Origin of the sequence: Pseudomonas sp. Xaverov 83 (genome assembly GCF_019352905.1) — a bacterium.
Taxonomy (GTDB): Bacteria; Pseudomonadota; Gammaproteobacteria; order Pseudomonadales; family Pseudomonadaceae; genus Aquipseudomonas; species Aquipseudomonas yamanorum.
Genome location: NZ_JAAAFU010000054.1, coordinates 1 through 16,451, shown reverse-complemented (window position 1 = coordinate 16,451; position 16,451 = coordinate 1). Strand labels below are relative to the sequence as shown.

Annotated in this window: 13 protein-coding genes; 5 read left to right on the top strand and 8 right to left on the bottom strand. The window is 62.0% G+C overall.

Annotated elements, in window-relative coordinates; all coding sequences use genetic code 11:
* Positions 1-219: 219 nt before the first annotated feature.
* The 5 genes from K0H47_RS18280 to K0H47_RS18260 form a co-directional block, all read right to left on the bottom strand.
* On the bottom strand, positions 220-1,662 hold the full coding sequence (locus K0H47_RS18280; protein ID WP_063028913.1) for a mechanosensitive ion channel domain-containing protein: 1,443 nt from the start codon (positions 1,660-1,662) through the stop codon (positions 220-222).
* Positions 1,663-1,725: 63 nt separating this feature from the next.
* Complete coding sequence (locus tag K0H47_RS18275) at positions 1,726-2,592, bottom strand: pirin family protein (protein ID WP_063028911.1); 867 nt, start codon at positions 2,590-2,592, stop codon at positions 1,726-1,728.
* A 136-nt stretch (positions 2,593-2,728) separates the two neighbouring features.
* Positions 2,729-3,355, bottom strand: a complete 627-nt coding sequence (ycaC, locus tag K0H47_RS18270; RefSeq protein ID WP_219273370.1) for an isochorismate family cysteine hydrolase YcaC — start codon at positions 3,353-3,355, stop codon at positions 2,729-2,731.
* Between the two features lie 44 nt (positions 3,356-3,399).
* A complete protein-coding gene (locus tag K0H47_RS18265; RefSeq protein WP_063028907.1) occupies positions 3,400-4,083 on the bottom strand; it encodes an isochorismatase family protein in 684 nt (227 codons plus the stop codon).
* Positions 4,084-4,167: 84 nt separating this feature from the next.
* Positions 4,168-5,034, bottom strand: coding sequence for a pirin family protein (locus K0H47_RS18260; RefSeq protein WP_093208384.1), 867 nt, complete (start codon positions 5,032-5,034; stop codon positions 4,168-4,170).
* Between the two features lie 109 nt (positions 5,035-5,143).
* On the opposite strand from K0H47_RS18260, the gene K0H47_RS18255 reads away from it, so the two are divergent.
* From K0H47_RS18255 to K0H47_RS18245, 3 genes are all read left to right on the top strand, one after another.
* Complete coding sequence (locus K0H47_RS18255) at positions 5,144-6,049, top strand: LysR family transcriptional regulator (protein WP_197680871.1); 906 nt, start codon at positions 5,144-5,146, stop codon at positions 6,047-6,049.
* A 135-nt stretch (positions 6,050-6,184) separates the two neighbouring features.
* Positions 6,185-7,291, top strand: coding sequence for an efflux RND transporter periplasmic adaptor subunit (locus K0H47_RS18250; RefSeq protein ID WP_093208377.1), 1,107 nt, complete (start codon positions 6,185-6,187; stop codon positions 7,289-7,291).
* Between the two features lie 2 nt (positions 7,292-7,293).
* Positions 7,294-10,365: an efflux RND transporter permease subunit gene (locus K0H47_RS18245; RefSeq protein WP_219273369.1), complete on the top strand. Its 3,072-nt coding sequence runs from the start codon at positions 7,294-7,296 to the stop codon at positions 10,363-10,365.
* Between the two features lie 152 nt (positions 10,366-10,517).
* On the opposite strand, the gene K0H47_RS18240 is transcribed toward K0H47_RS18245, so the two are convergent.
* The 3 genes from K0H47_RS18240 to K0H47_RS18230 all read right to left on the bottom strand — a co-directional run bounded on the left by K0H47_RS18240 (position 10,518) and on the right by K0H47_RS18230 (position 13,590).
* Complete coding sequence (locus tag K0H47_RS18240) at positions 10,518-11,747, bottom strand: M20/M25/M40 family metallo-hydrolase (protein WP_017475209.1); 1,230 nt, start codon at positions 11,745-11,747, stop codon at positions 10,518-10,520.
* 69 nt (positions 11,748-11,816) lie between these two features.
* Positions 11,817-12,875: a diguanylate cyclase gene (locus K0H47_RS18235; protein ID WP_093208360.1), complete on the bottom strand. Its 1,059-nt coding sequence runs from the start codon at positions 12,873-12,875 to the stop codon at positions 11,817-11,819.
* A gap of 79 nt (positions 12,876-12,954) precedes the next feature.
* Complete coding sequence (locus K0H47_RS18230) at positions 12,955-13,590, bottom strand: LysE family translocator (protein WP_219273368.1); 636 nt, start codon at positions 13,588-13,590, stop codon at positions 12,955-12,957.
* Positions 13,591-13,720: 130 nt separating this feature from the next.
* Here K0H47_RS18230 and K0H47_RS18225 point away from each other — a divergent pair, with 130 nt between their 5' ends.
* Complete coding sequence (locus K0H47_RS18225) at positions 13,721-15,124, top strand: PLP-dependent aminotransferase family protein (RefSeq protein ID WP_219273367.1); 1,404 nt, start codon at positions 13,721-13,723, stop codon at positions 15,122-15,124.
* A 561-nt stretch (positions 15,125-15,685) separates the two neighbouring features.
* Positions 15,686-16,363, top strand: a complete 678-nt coding sequence (locus K0H47_RS18220; RefSeq protein ID WP_219273366.1) for a sterol desaturase family protein — start codon at positions 15,686-15,688, stop codon at positions 16,361-16,363.
* Positions 16,364-16,451: the final 88 nt, after the last annotated feature.

The following is a 16,451-nucleotide window of genomic DNA, read 5'->3' as shown; positions in this document are numbered from 1 at the left end:
TAAATCGGCAGGGATGCCGATTTAGCCGCGCCGGGCCATGGATGGCCCGTCGCGGCGGCCCGCGGAACCGAGCCGGAGTGCGGGCATGCCGAGCCTAGGCGAGGCACCGAGTGGTGGGGCAAAGACCTTTTGGTTACTTTTGGGGCGTTTGCCAAAAGTGACCCGCTGTAAGAGCGGAACCATAAGCCGCCGTTACCGCAGCAACGGATATGTACACCTTCAGGCCCGACTCCGCAGCCACTGCATAAACCCTTTCTTAACCGGCACCACAGGCGCCTCCTGCGTCAAACTCTGAGCCGCATGCAACCTGAAATCCAGCAGGCTTTTCATAGCCTCACTGATGTCATGCCGAGCATCCAGACAAGGCTTCAGATACTCCTTCTCAATCCGGTACAACGTACAAAACGTCTTCGCCGAAAAGTCCGCAGGCACACCCTGCTCCGACAAAATCCCGGCCTCACCAATCACCTCCCCAGGCCCCATCCGCCCGGCTTCAAACTTGTGCCCCGCCTTGGTCAACATCACCGAAATCACCCCGGACTCAATGATAAACAGGTGATCACTCACCTCCCCCGCCGGCAAAATCATCTCACCGGCGCGAAAGGTCTGCAGCGTCATGTTCTGGCTGAACGTCTCCTTCTCCTCCTGCCTCAACGTCGAGAAAATAGACGAACTCTCCAACAACGCCCGAGCCCGGGAAACCGTCACCGGCGCATTACTCTCGGCCGCCGACAACAAGCTCACCCCCGCCGCCTGCAAATGCCGAAACGCCAAATCATAAAGTTGGTTACGCACCTCACGCTTGAGCGCCATCGCCGGCACAAACCCGCTGATCTCATACTCCACCCCACCACTGGCCGAAGTCTTGAACGCCACACTCGGCGCCGGCTTGGCCAACAACGGCCGACATCCCTGCATCGCCCGCTCCAGCGCATCCAGCACGGTTTGTGGCCGCGCATGGGGGCTGACCTGCAGGCTGACTGCCAGGCCAAACATATCCGCCGGGCGCGAGAAGTTGATGATCTTGGCCTTGGCCGCCAACGAATTGGGAACCACCGCCAGGCTGCCCTGGGAGGTTTGCAGTTGGGTGGCGCGCCAGTCGATGTCGATCACCCGGCCTTCGGTGCCGTCGATGGAGATCCAGTCATCCAGTTGGTAGGGCTTGGTGGTGTTGAGGACGATGCCGGAAAACACGTCGCTCAAGGTGCTTTGCAACGCCAGGCCGACGATGATCGCCACCGCGCCGGAAGTGGCCAGCACGCCCTTGACCGGCAGGTCGAGCACGTAGGCCATGGCCGCGATGATCGCGATCAGGAAGATCACCGCGCCCACCAGGTCCTGCAACAGCCGCCCGGTGTGGCCGACCCGCTGCATCATCACCGCGCCGAGCAATACCGTGAGGGTGCGCGCCGCAAACAACCACCAGCCGATCTGGAACGCCGTCGCCGCCAGGTGCAGCGCGACATTGTCGCCGAACGGCGCGACCTGCATCGGGTTCATGCCTTCGTTGAACAGCACGGCGCTGAACACCGCAAAGATCACCAGCCGCGCTGCCAGCTTCCAATTGGCGAAATCGGCAGAGATCAGGCGCCATACGGCGATGTCGATCAGCACCAGCGCCAAGGCACAGAACATCGGGTGATCGGAGATAAATGAGGGCATTCAGGCGACTCCAGGGCGAATGCCATGAAGATCGCATGAAATGCCTTTGGAGGGTATAGCGCCCTAGCGCTGCATCTGCCCGAATTGCCCGGACTGATAGTCAGCAAACGCCTGGTGGATTTCCTGCTCGGTGTTCATCACGAACGGGCCGTGACCGACGATGGGTTCGTCGATCGGCTCGCCGCTGAGCAACAGCACCATGGCGTCGTCGCTGGACTCGAGGCGCAGTTGCGTGCCATCGCGCTCAAACAGCGCCAACTGCCCTTCACGCGCCACTTCAGTGCCGTTGATCCGCACCGTGCCGCGCAACACCACCAGCGCCGTGTTGCGCCCGGCGTGCAGGTCCAGCGTCACCGAACGGCCGGCGTTGAGGCGCATGTCCCACACGTCGATCGGTGTGAAGGTTCGGGCCGGCCCCTTGACCCCGTCGAACTCGCCCGCGATCAGGCGCAGGCTGCCGGCGTTGTCGGCCAGGGGCAGCGTCGGGATATCGCCATCGAGAATGGTCTGGTAACCGGCGTCGGTCATTTTGTCCTTGGCCGGCAGGTTGACCCACAACTGGACCATTTCCAGGGCGCCACCGCTGCGGGCGAACGCCTCGGAGTGAAACTCCTCGTGAATGATGCCCTTTGCCGCAGTCATCCATTGCACATCGCCCGGGCCGATGGTGCCGCCGGCGCCGGTGGAATCGCGGTGCTCGACTTCGCCCTTGTAGACGATGGTCACGGTTTCAAAGCCGCGATGGGGATGCTGGCCCACGCCGCGCCGTTGCTCGGTCGGGGTGAATGCCGCAGGACCGGCGTGATCCAGCAACAGGAACGGGCTGATCTGCTTGCCCATGGTGTCGTAGGAAAACAGCGTGCGAACCGGAAAGCCGTCGCCGACCCAATGGGCGCGCGGGCTGGTGTAGATGCCGATGATGTTTTTCATAGTGTCTCCAATAGTGGATACACCTTAAATCTGATACCAATCTGGCGCTAGACGGCAAAAACAGCTCTTACTGTTCCATTGGCAAGACAATTAAACACTACGGGCCAAGCGCGTGGCCCGCAGTGGAATCCAAGGCTTATTTAGCGCCGGTCAACGCGTTGTAGCTGGTGAACAGATTGCGGTAATCCGGGATGTGATTGGAGAACAGAGCACCCAGGCCCTCGACATCGTTGCGCCAGTCGCGATGCAGCTCACAGGCCAGGCCGAACCAGGTCATCAGTTGCGCGCCATTGGCTGACATACGGTCCCAGGCCGACTGGCGAGTGATCTCGTTGAACGTGCCGGAAGCGTCCGTGACCACGAACACCTCAAACCCTTCCGCCAGGGCCGACAAGGCCGGGAACGCGACGCACACCTCAGTCACCACACCCGCGATGATCAGTTGCTTCTTGCCAGTGGCCTTGATCGCCTTGACGAAATCCTCGTTGTCCCAGGCATTGATCTGGCCCGGACGGGCGATGTACGGGGCATCCGGGAACAGCGCCTTGAGTTCCGGCACCAGCGGGCCGTTGGGGCCGGTTTCAAAGCTGGTGGTAAGGATGGTCGGCAGCTTGAAGTACTTGGCCAGGTCGGCCAGGGCCAACACGTTGTTCTTGAACCTGTCCGGTTCGATGTCACGCACCAGGGACAGCAGGCCAGCCTGATGATCAACCAGCAGAACGGCGGCGTTGTCCTTGTCCAGGCGTTTGTATTGAGTCGTCATGAGTAGTCCTCTTTCGTCGATTAAAGGGTGAGTCTCAGTGGCACTCAGCGCTGGGAATCCAGCACTTCGTGTTCGGTCGCCACTTGCTGGGCCTTGAGGTAGCTTTCGATCAGCAACTGGTAATGCGGCATGGCCTGGGTGTAGACCTGGGCCCACTGCTCGGCATCCGGACGGTTCCATGAACCTTGCAGTTCGGAGAGGGTTGCCATGATGTCGATTGGCACCACGCCGGCCTGGGACAACCGGGCAATGGTGAGGTCCGTCGCCAATTTGGAGTGGTTGCCCGAGGCATCGACCACGGCAAACACTTTGTAGCCTTCATACACCGCGCTGATGGAGGGAAACGCCAGGCATACGCTGGTGAGGGTGCCGGCGATCACCAGGGTTTTCTTGCCAGTGGCTTTGACCGCCGCGTGAAACTCGGGGTTGTCCCAAGCGTTGATTTCACCTTTGCGCGCCACGTATTGGGCATGGGGCGCCGCCTGCTGGATCTCGGGGATCAGCGGGCCGTTGGGGCCCTGCGGCACCGAGGCGGTGGTGATCACCGGGATATTCAATAGCGTCGCGGCGCGGGCCAGGGCGATGGCATTGGCGCGCAACTGCGGCACGTCCATGTCCTTGACGATCTGGAACAGGCCACTTTGATGGTCGATCAACAACATTGCCGTGTCGCTGGCGTCGATGACGGGTTTGTGACCGTTAAAGTTGGCCGGAGCAGCAGTAGTCATGGGCTTTTCCTCTTTTCTATGGGCAACAGCCATCCTTGGCCGGTAAACCGGCCTGGCTGTCGGGGGTTGGTTTTGCGGGGTGTATCAGGTGTGCATCTGGCCGAATTGACCGGACTGGAAGTCGGCAAAGGCCTGGTGGATTTCCTGCTCGGTGTTCATCACGAACGGACCGTGGCCGACGATGGGCTCGTCGATAGGCTCGCCACTGAGCAGCAGGAACATGGCGTCATTGTTCGACTCCAGCGCGAGTTGATCACCGTCACGCTCGAACAACGCCAACTGCCCTTCGCGCACCAGTTCCAGGCCATTGACCTGCACGGTGCCCTTGAGCACCACCAGCGCCGTGTTGCGCCCGGCGTGCAGGTCAAGGGTCACCGCCTTGCCAGCGTTGAGTCGCACATCCCACACGTCGATCGGCGTGAAGGTACGGGCCGGGCCTTTGGCTCCGCCGAACTCACCCGCGATCAGTCGCAGGCTGCCGGAGTTATCGGCCAGGGGCAGCGCCGGAATATCACCGTCGAGGATGGTCTGGTAACCGGCGTCGGTCATTTTGTCCTTGGCCGGCAGATTCACCCACAACTGCACCATTTCCAGGGCGCCGCCACTGCGGGCAAAGGCCTCGGAGTGGGACTCTTCATGAAGGATGCCCTTGGCCGCAGTCATCCATTGCACATCGCCCGGGCCAATGGTGCCGCCGGCACCGGTGGAGTCCCGGTGTTCGACTTCGCCCTTGTAGACGATGGTCACGGTTTCGAAGCCGCGATGGGGGTGCTGGCCGACTCCGCGGCGTTTATCAGTCGGGGTGAAATCGGCAGGCCCGGCGTGGTCCAGCAGCAAGAAGGGGCTGATGTGTTTGCCCATGGTGTCGTAGGAAAACAGCGTGCGAACTGGAAAGCCGTCGCCCACCCAATGGCCTCGTGGGCTGGTGTAGATACCGATGATATTTTTCATGGTGCGTCTCCAAATGGGTGAAAGCAGTGCATGGATCAACCTTAAATCCGTTACCTTTGCAGGGCTAGATGGCAAAATTGACCCTTAGCGTTCTATTTGGAGAACGATAGTGGAAGACCTGAACACCCTCTATTACTTCACCCAAGTGGTCGAGCATCGAGGCTTTGCAGCGGCAGGCCGGGCGCTGGACATCCCCAAGTCCAAGCTAAGCCGGCGTATCAGCCAGTTGGAAGAGCGTCTGGGCGTACGCTTGATCAACCGCACCAGTCGGCACTGTTCCCTCACCGAAATCGGCCAGGCCTATTACCAGCGCTGCCTGGCCATGCGCGTGGAAGCGGAAGCCGCCGCCGAGGTGATCGAGCGCAACCGCTCCGAACCCCAGGGCATTGTGCGTTTGAGTTGCCCTACGGCCCTGCTCAACTCCTGGGTCGGGCCGATGCTGACCCGCTACATGATCAAGTACCCGCTGGTGGAACTGCACCTTGAAAGCACCAACCGCCGAGTGGATGTGATTCACGAAGGCTTCGACATCGCCCTGCGCATTCGCTTTCCGCCACTGGAAGACACTGACTTGGTAATGAAGGTGCTGGGCAACAGCACCCAATGCCTGGTGGGCAGCCCGGCATTTGTGTCACGCCTGTCAACGCCGCCGTTGCCGGGGGACTTGAACGGGTTGCCGAGTGTGTACTGGGGATCGGCGCAACGGGAATATCAGTGGGAGTTGTTTGGAGAGAACGGCGCCAGTGCGGTCATCCGGCATTCTCCGCGGATGATCACCGATGATTTGCTGGCGCTGCGGCATGCGGTGTGTGCCGGGGTGGGTGTCGCCCATCTGCCCAGCGTGGTGGTGCGTGAGGAAATCGCCGCAGGACGGATGGTGAACCTGATCCCCGGCTGGGCGCCGAGGACCGGCATCGTGCACGCCGTGTTTCCGTCGCGCCGAGGGTTGCTGCCTTCGGTACGAAGCCTGATTGATTTTCTTGGGGAGGAGTTCGCGCGAAGCGATATGGCATGACGACGCCGCCGGCGCCGACCGGCGCATCCGACATGGGGTCTGTGCAGGGGCTGGATTATTTTATATTTCAGCCATAATATGGCGAAAAATATTACGCACGTAATTTTTAGCTCACCCCGCCCCACGGAGCCCGACATGAACCCTCTCCCCCTGCGTCTTCTCACGCCCCTGGCCCTGTTAGCGGTACTCAGCGGCTGCAACAACAAGGCCGACCCCGTCGCCGAAGCGCCCCTGCCCCGCCCGGTACTCGCTGCCAAGGTCGAAGCCGCCGGCAGCCAGCAAAGCGCCTACACCGGCGTAGTGGCCGCACGCACGGAAAGTGACCTGGGATTCCGCGTCAGCGGCAAGGTGATCGAGCGCAAGGTGGATCCCGGCCAGCACGTCAGCCGTGGCGACACCTTGCTGGTGCTGGATATCGGCGACTTCGAACTGGCCCTGCGCTCGGCCAAAAACCGCGTCAATGCGGCCCAGGCGCAACTGCGTCAACGGCGGGATGACGAATCCCGCTACCAGCGCCTGGCGAATACCGGTGCCGTGTCGCGGCAGATTTTCGACCAGTCCGCCACCAACCTGCGGGTGGCTGAAGCCGAGCTGGCCTCGGCGCAATCCGATGCCAGCCAGATCGAAAACCGCCGCACCTACTCGGTGCTCAGGGCCGACAGCGACGGCATCATCACCGACGTGCGGGTGGACCGCGGCCAAGTGGTCGCCGAGGGGCAAGTGGTTGCGCGCCTGGCCCACGACGGCGCCCGGGAAGCCATCGTCAACCTGCCGGAAAACCAGCGCGGCCAGGCTTCGCAAAAAGCCCTGGCCTTCCCCTTTGGCGCCCCTGAGCAGGCCGTGACCGCCACCTTGCGCGAGCTGTCCGCCAGCGCCGACCCGACCACCCGCACCTACCGTGCCCGCTATGTATTGCACGGCCCCGTCGACCGCTTCGCCCTCGGTTCGACCATCACCGTGCGCCTGCAAGGCGACGGCCAGGCCCAACAGACCCGCGTGCCCATCGGCGCACTGCAGGATGCCGGCAAAGGTACCGGTGTGTGGGTGATCGGCGCCGACGACAAAGTCAGCTTCGCCCCGGTCAACGTCGCCAGTCTCGGCCAGGAAGACGCCTTGCTGGACAGTGGCGTGAGCCCCGGCCAAGTCGTCGTCGCCCTTGGCGCGCACCTGCTGCACAGCGGCGACGCCGTACGCCTGTTGCCGGCCCAGGTATTGGCCCTCAACCGTCAGCAGGAACCCTGATAATGCGCGGGATCAACCTCTCCGAACTGGCGGTCAAGCACCGCGCGGTCACGCTGTTCCTGATCATCGCAATCCTCGCCGCCGGGGTCTTCGCCTTTGGCAAGCTGGGGCGCGCCGAAGACCCTTCGTTCACCGTCAAAGTCATGACCATCACCGCCGCCTGGCCCGGCGCCACCGCCCAGGAGATGCAGGAACAAGTGGCCGACCGCCTGGAAAAACGCCTGCAGGAGCTGGACTACTACGACCGCGTCGAAACCATCGCCCAGCCGGGTTTTGTCTCGATGCGCATGACGTACCTGGAGTCCACCCGCCCCAGCGAGATCCAGGACCTGTTCTACCAGACCCGCAAGAAACTCAGCGATGAAGCCGCGAAGTTGCCCAAGGGCGTGATCGGGCCGTTCTTCAACGATGAATACTCCGACGTGTACTTTTCCCTCTACGCGCTGGAGGCCGAACACCTGCCCCACCGGCAATTGGTACAGATGGCCGAGGACATGCGCCAGGGCCTGCTCAATCTGCCGGGAGTGAAGAAGGTCAATATTCTTGGCGAGCAGGCACAGCGGATCTTCGTCGAGTTTTCCTATGAGCGCCTGGCCACGTTGGGCATCAAGCCCGAACAGATCTTCGCCGCCCTCGCCGCCCAGAACGCCGTGGCGCCTTCAGGCTTTGTCGAGACGGCCGGGGCACGCGCCTATATCCGCATCGATGGCGCTTTCGACAGCCTGGCGCTGATCGAAAACGTCCCGCTGGAAGCCAACGGCAAGCTGCTGCGCATCGCCGATGTGGCCACCGTCAGCCGGGGCTATGAAGACCCGCCCAGCTACCGCATCCGCCATCAGGGCGACCCGTCGCTGATGCTCGGGGTGATCATGGAGAAGCACTGGAACGGCCTGGAGCTGGACAAGGCCCTCAAGGCCCAGGAAGCGAAAATCCAGGCCGACCTGCCCCTCGGTGTGAACTTTGCTAAGGTCTCCGACCAGGCGAAAAACATCAGCCTGGCGGTCAACGAATTCATGCTGAAGTTCTTCGTCGCCCTCGCAGTGGTAATGGTCATCAGCCTGCTGGCCCTGGGGTTCCGGGTTGGGCTGGTGGTGGCGGCCGCCGTGCCGCTGACCTTGTCGATCGTGTTTGTGATCATGCTGATGACCGGCCGCGAGTTCGACCGAGTGACCCTGGGCGCGCTGATCATTTCCCTCGGCCTGCTGGTGGACGACGCGATCATTGCGATCGAGATGATGGTGGTCAAACTCGAAGAAGGTTTTGACCGGGTCCACGCGGCCACGTTTGCCTGGAGCTCCACCGCCGCACCGATGCTCACCGGCACGCTGGTAACGATTATCGGCTTCCTGCCGGTGGGTTTCGCCCGCTCGGGCGCCGGGGAATATGCCGGGAATATTTTCTGGATCGTCGGCTTTGCGCTGATTGCCTCGTGGCTGGTGGCGGTGGTGTTCACGCCTTACCTGGGGGTCAAGCTGTTGCCGCACATCCAGCCGGTTGCCGGCGGCCACGATGCAATTTACGCCGGGCGTTATTACCAGAAACTGCGCCGCCTGGTGGATGCTTGCGTGCGCAGACGCTGGCTGGTCACTGGGCTGGTGGTGGCCGCCTTTGTGCTGTGTGGCCTGGGCATGGGCGTGGTGAAGAAGCAGTTCTTCCCCAACTCTGACCGTTCCGAGCTGATTCTTGAGGTGTACATGCCGCCGGGCAGCGCCTTCAAAAGCACCGAAGCAGTGGCGGCGCAGGTGGAAAAGGCATTGATGGAGGAGCCGCAAACCGTGATGGTCGACACTTATGTCGGCGGCGGTGCACCACGGTTTTTCCTGTCGCTGAACCCCGAGTTGCCGGACCCGGCCTTTGCCAAGCTGATCGTGCAGACCGCCGACGCCCATGCCCGGGACGCCCTGAAAAAACGCATGGCTGAACGCATCGCGGCAGGCGAATTTCCATCGGCGCGGGTGCGGGTCACCCAGTTGGTGTTCGGCCCGCCGGTGCCGTTCCCGGTGGTGTTTCGCGTGTCCGGCCCCGACCTGAATGTACTGCGCAGTCTGTCTGAAGACGTGCGCCAAGTGGTCGCCGCCAACACCCTCACCCGCGACAGCTTCCTCGACTGGGGCGAGCGCGCCAGCAGCTATCGCCTGGTGCTGGACCAGGATCGCCTGCGCCTGCTGGGCTTTACCCCCGACGGGGTGAAATCCCAGCTCAACGCGTTGCTCAGCGGCAACCCGATTACCGAAGTGCGCGAAGGCAATCGTACCGTATCAGTGGTTGCCCGCTCCCAGGGCAGCCAGCGCGAAGACCTCGGCAACCTGGACAACATGACCCTGACCAACAGCGCCGGCGTGTCGGTGCCATTGGCCCAGGTCGGGCATTTCCAGGCGGTGATGGAAGAACCGATCCTCAAGCGCCGCAACCGTGCGCTGACCGTGGAAGTGCGCGCCGACATCGTCGACGGCACCCAGCCGCCGGATGTGGAAATGGCGGTGTACAAGGACCTGCAACCCCTGATCGCCAAGCTGCCGGCCGGCTATCAAATCGTCATCGGCGGCCCGGTGGAAGAAAGTGCCAAGGCCAACGTCGCCCTGGCGGCGCTGTTCCCGATCATGATCCTGCTGACGTTGACCGTGATCATGTTTCAGGTGCGTTCGTTCGGGGTGATGTTCATGGTGTTCGCCACCGCGCCGCTGGGGCTGATCGGTGCAGTGCCGACGTTGCTGCTGTTCAACCAGCCGTTCGGGTTCAACGCGATATTGGGGCTGATCGGGATTGGCGGGATCCTGATGCGCAATACGCTGATCTTCACCGACCAGATCCGGCAGAACCAGGACCAAGGCATGGTGATTCGTGAGGCGATCATCGAGGCCACGGTGCGCCGGGCACGACCGGTGATCCTGACCGCGCTGGCGGCGGCGTTGGCGTTTATTCCGCTGACGTTGTCGGTGTTCTGGTCGTCGCTGGCGTATGTGTTGATTGGCGGGGTGCTGGTGGGGACTGTGTTGACGTTGCTGTTCCTGCCGGCGTTGTGCAGTTTGGTGTTGGGGCGGGAGAAGACCCGGGAAGTGGTGCCTGCAACCTGATCCAACTAACACCACAAAAACAGTGTGGGAGCTGGCTTGCCTGCGATAGCGGATTGTCAGTCATGAATTCTTTGACTGATACACCGCCATCGCAGGCAAGCCAGCTCTCACATGTTGATCTGCTTGCACAGAGGCTCAGTGGTGGTTTCAGATCAGCGCTTGGACAGCTCCATAATCATCCGGCTCAGCAGATAAATCCGCGGCGCCACACTCTCCACCTCGGCATATTCCTCCGGCGTGTGAATATTGCCCCCGACAATCCCGAACCCATCCAGAGTCGGCGTACCCACGCCAGCGGACAAGCTGGCATCCGCCGCCCCGCCGCTGCCTTCAATGGTCAACTTGCGTCCCAGCTCGCCATAAATCCCTTGGGCAATCGCCACCAGCTTGTCCGACTCCGGCGTCTGCGGCATTGGCGGCAGGCCACGGTGCAAGCTGGTGGTCACTTCAGTCTCAGGGATCAGCTTGTTGGCCGAAACCCGCGCCAGGTCCTTCTCGATCCGGTCAAACTCTTCCGGCAATGCCGCCCGTACATCCGCCTTGGCGGTGGCCTGGTCCGGGATCACATTGACCCGGTCGCCGGCGTTGATCACGGTGAAGTTGATGGTGGTCTTCTTCTCGGCATCCCCCAGCTTGCCCAGTTGCAGGATCTGGTGCGCGGCTTCCATCGCCGCGTTGCGACCCAGTTCCGGAGCCACGCCGGCGTGGGCGGCCTTGCCCTTGACCTCGACCACCGCAGTGGCGCTGCCTTTGCGCCACACCACCAGGCCATCCGCCGGGCGACCCGGTTCCAGGTTGAGGGTCACGTCGTGGCCCTTGGCGGTGTTGCGGATCAGCTCGGACGCGCCGTCGGTGCCGGTTTCTTCGCTGGCGTCCAGCAGGAAGGTGATTTGCGCGTAGTCCTTGAAGCCCTGGTTTTTCAGGACTTTCAAGGCGTAGATGCCGGCGACGATGCCGCCCTTGTCATCCATCACGCCCGGGCCATAGGCGCGGCCGTCCTTGATGTGGAACGGCCGGGCAGCCGCCGAGCCTTCCTTGAACACCGTGTCCATGTGGGCCATCAGTAGGATCCTGGCCTTGCCGGTGCCTTTGAGGGTGGCGATGACATGGCTGTTATGGGCCGCGGCATCCGGCACCAGTTGGATGCTGAACCCCAGTTGCTTGAGCTCGTCGACGGCGATGTCACGCACTTGGGTCAGGCCCGGCTCGTAGCCGGAGCCCGAATCGATATTCACCAGGCGCTCCAGCAGTTTCAAGGCATCGGCCTTGTACTGCTCGGAATCGGCCTGGATCTGTTTGTGGGGCTCGGCGCTGAAGGCCGGCATGGCGAACGACAGCGCCAGGGTGGCTGCCAGCAAGGTACGCGGGAAGTTGAAGAGCATGAACCGATCCTTGTTTTTTGTTGGGAGGTAGCGCTCCACCCTACCTGACAAAAAACAATTTGTTGATCCTCAGATCGACCTCAGCCAACTTCCCTGCACCGAACTGACCCGGTTGCGCCCGCCGCTCTTGGCTTCGTACAGCGCCTGGTCGGCGTCGTTCAGCCAACTGGTGGCATCGCCGTGTGCCGGTCGATACGGCGCCAGGCCGATACTCAGGCTGGCGCGCAAGGTCGGGTCTTGGGCGTAGGCCAGGGAGTTGAAGCGGTCACGCAGGGCATCCATCACTTCGGTCGCGCGGTTCAGGGGCATGTCCGGCAGGATCACGCAGAACTCATCGCCGCCATAACGCCCGGCCAGGTCAGTGACCCGCAGGTTCTGGCGCAGCACTTTGCTCAACTGGCGCAGCACGATATCGCCGGTGACATGGCCGTAGGTGTCGTTGATGGTCTTGAAGTGGTCGATGTCGATCAGCGCGATAGCGGCGCCCTGCTGGTCGCGGCGGCAGCGCTGGAACTCGATTTCCAGGTGGTCTTTCCAGGCGCCGTGGTTGAGCAGGCCCGACAGGCTGTCGGTGCGGCTCAGCGCCAGCAACTCGCGCTTGTGCCGGGCCAGGGTGATCGCTTGCCGGTAGCAGATCCAGCCCAGGGCCAGGGGATAGAGCATCAGGATCGGCAGGCAGGCGTAGAGCTGAACTTCACTGGTCAGGACCGTCACGGCCGGGGTAAACACCAGCATCGAAGCGCCGATCCCCAGCGCCTGGGCCACCCAGCCGGCGAGCATGAAGCGCGGGCCGCCGATGGCGACGTTGTTCATGGTCATCATCGACAAGGTGGTCACGCTGGGCAGCGGGTTGAACTGCATGGCACCGACCCAGAACCCGCCGCAGAACGAGTCGAACAGCAGGTTGCGGTGTTCCGAACGCAGGGAGTTTTTCGAGTGCCGTGACCATTGATACGCCACATGTGGCCAGATAAAGGCATTGGCGATCATCACCACCCAGACCCAGGCGGGTTTATCCAGTGGGTAGATGGCGGCGGCCACGCAGATGAACCCGAGGGTTAATCCCAGGGCGCGCGACTTGTACAGGCGTGAAGCGAGCGAAAGTCCCTTTCCTCCTGCGGCTGGCATGATCTGGCTTGATCCTGGATGAATGCCCGAAGTCTATCAGGGCAACGGCAGATCGCCACTACCACTCATAAGCTGGCCTTCAGTTGGAAAAGCCCCGGGCTAGCATCAACGCGACTCCCAGCAACAGTACCGCCGTGGCCCGTTGCAACAGCACTCGGCGCTTGGGGTTCTCCAGGACGTGTTTGATTCGCTGGCCGAAGTAGCAATACAGGCAGCCGCTGGCGAATTGCAGCAACAGGAAAGTCAGGCCGAGGATGGCGATGTCAGAGGCAGCACTGCCCTGGCCGATGGCGGCGAACTGCGGGAATACGGCGCTGAACAGGATGATCGCCTTGGGATTCGACAGCCCGGTCAGTAGGCCTTTGCCGAACAGGCTACGGGCATTTTCCGGGGTTGCATCGGTGGTTTTGATCGTCACTCCGCTGCTGGTCCATTGCTTGTAGGCCAGGTAGAGGATGTAGGCCACGCCCACCACCTGGATGATCCGGGTGATCAGCGGGTAGTCCTTGATCAGTTCGGAAAAGCCCACGGCAAAGATCAGGATCGAGATCAGGTAGGACACACTCGCCCCGAACTGCGCCGGCAGGGAGCGGCGCAGGCCATCTTTCAAACCGAGGCTGAGCAACAACAAGGTCATGGGGCCGGGGCTGAACGCCAGGGTGGTGCACAACAGCAGGAAATACAAAAACGAAGACAGCGTCAGCGCGGTGGCCATGGCGTGGAATTTCACAGCAGGAAGTAAGGTTCGCAGTCTAGGACGCACGTGGCGTCGGAGGCAGGTAAACTCTGCGGAAATAGGCGCAGACTTTACCGGTAAAGTTGGCGGCAAACTTAAGGACAGTGTGATGCCCATTCCTGCGATTCACTTTCATGACCGAGCGCCGAAGGTGCAGCAGATCGTCGATGCCCTGGCCCATGCAATTGAGCAAGGCGAGTTGGCAGCCGGCAGCAAACTGCCGTCGGTGCGGGAGTTGGGGGCCTTGTTGGGCGTCGGAAAATTCACCGTGAATGAAGCGCTGGATCGTCTGCGCGGGCGCCACCTGCTGACCTCCAGCCAGGGCCGCGGGCACTTTGTCGCCAGCAGCCCGGCGCAGCCGTCGTCCAGCACCTGGGTCGACTTGCTGCCCCAGGACCTGCTCAGCGTACTGCGCCGCCCCCTGGCCATGGCCCAGGGCGACCTGCGCCCCGGCGGCGGCCACCTGCCGGAAGACTGGCTGGATTCCGACGTGTTGCGCCAGGCCATGCGCAGCGCCGTGCGTGCCCCCACGTTGCGCATCGCCGGGCTGGGCACCCCGGCGGGCCTGCTGCCGTTGCGCCAGGCGTTGCAGCAGAAGCTCCATGGTGAAGGGTTGTCGGTGCCGGTTGAGCAGATCATTACCACACCCAACACGGTGCAAGGGCTGGACATGCTCATGCGCCTGCTGGCACGGCCCGGAGACACGGTGTTGCTGGATGCGCCGTGTTATTTCAACTTCCACGCGAACCTGGCGTTGCATGGGGTCAAGGTGGTGACGATTGCGCGCCGGCCTGACGGGTTTGATTTTGTCGCGCTGGAGCAGTTGCTGGCGGAGCATCGTCCCAGTCTGTATCTGACCACCAGTGTGTTGCATAACCCGACCGGGCATTCGTTTAGTCCGAGCCAGGCGTTTCGGTTGTTGCAGCTGGCCCGGGAGTATCGCTGCCATATCGTCGAGGATGATCTTTACGGGGATTTGCACCCCAACCCGCCGCCGCGTTTGGCGACGTTGGCGGGGTTGGAGCAGGTGACGTATCTGTCGGGGTTTTCGAAGGTGCTGACGGCGAATGCGCGGGTCAGTTATGTGGTGGCGGCGCCGCAGTTGGCGGCGAATTTGACCAATATGAAGTTGATGAGCGGCGGGATTACGTCGGAGTTGTTTGAGCAGATTGTGTATCGGCTGTTGAGTGAGGGCGGGTATGCCAGGCATCGCAAGCGCATGGTTCAGCGGCTGCTGGAGGCCGGGGGGCGGGTTGAACAGTGGCTGCGGCGTTGTGGGTGTGAGTTGCCGATGGGGTTTGAGGGGGGGATGTTTATCTGGGCGCGGTTGCCGGCGGGGGTTAATGGTGAGCGCTTGGCGGAAGCCGGGTTGAAACGCGGGATGGTATTGGCGCCGGGGGCGTTGTTTGGGTATGAGCCGGGGTTGCGGGATTTTATGCGGTTTAATGTGGCGCATTGTGATCAGGCGCGGGTTCAGGTTGAGTTTGAGGGGTTGCTGTTGTCGCAGGTGTAGGCTGGGTTTGGGGTGTATATCCGTTATTTGGGTAACGGCGGCTTATGGTTCCGCTCTTACAGCGGCCAGCGTGGTTTAACAGGGCGCCTAAGATCAAAATCAAGATCAAAAGCGGGCACGGTCAAATGTGGGAGCAGGCTTGCCTGCGATGGCATCAACTGGGTGTACCTGATGCACCGAGGTGTCTGCATCGCAGGCAAGCCAGCTCCCACAGAAAAGCAGAGCCACCCCGCCCGTAGCAGCTGTCGAGCGCCAGCGAGGCTGCGTGCCTTTGATCTTGATCTGCGGGCCCCATCAACCACGATGGCCAGAGTGCGGGCATGCCGAGCCTAGGCGAGGCACCGAGTGGTGGGGCAAAGACCTTTTGGTTACTTTTGGCTGGGCCGGCATTCCGGGCGTTTGCCAAAAGTGACCCGCTGTAAGAGCGGAACCATAAGCGGCCGTTACCGAAGAAAACGGATATGTACACAGGAATCACAGTAATCCCCCCGCGAAGCCAAGCAATCCCCCCAATCCCAACTAAGCTCACCCCCCAACAAAAACAACACCGAGCGCCCCCCAATGACCCACCCCACCGAGGCCTTCCGCGCCGCCTACCGCACAAGCATCACCCCCCACTACAACCCATGGCTCCACGCCGGTTTCGTCCTCGGCTACGGCCTCCTCTGCATCACCCTGTTCTGGTCAACCACCCAACAAATCCAACCCCTGGAATGGCTGACCATCCCCCTCACCCTGATCTTCTTCAACCTGTGCATCTACCTCGTCCACCGCCACCTGGGCCACCACAAACACCCCTTCGCCCGCCTGTTCTACGCCCGCCACACCGGCGACCACCACAGCTTCTTCACCCCAGGCCACATGACCTACGACAGCCCGCAAGACTGGCGCGTCATCCTGTTCCCCGCCTGGCTCATCCTGCTCCACAGCCTGACCGTTACCCTCCCCGCCTGGTGGCTGCTCAAACACCTCAACCCCAACGTCGCCGGCCTGTTCGCCGGCTGCATGATCCTCGGCTACCTGCTCTATGAATTCTTCCACGCCTGCGAACACCTGCCCCCCAACCACCCCGTGGCCCGCCTGCCGTGGATCCGCCAGATGCACCACCTGCACGCCCTGCATCACCGCCGCGAACTCATGCAGGGACGCAATTTCAATATCGTCCTGCCGCTGATGGACTACCTGTTCGGCACCCTGCATTGGGAACCACAAGCGCCCGAACCAAAAAAAGGCCAATAAAAAACGCCCCACCTAGGTGTAATGCTGTTCACTTAAGCGGAGCAGCCTTACGGTCTACTGGAAATCGGGTTTTTGAGATCTTCACCGT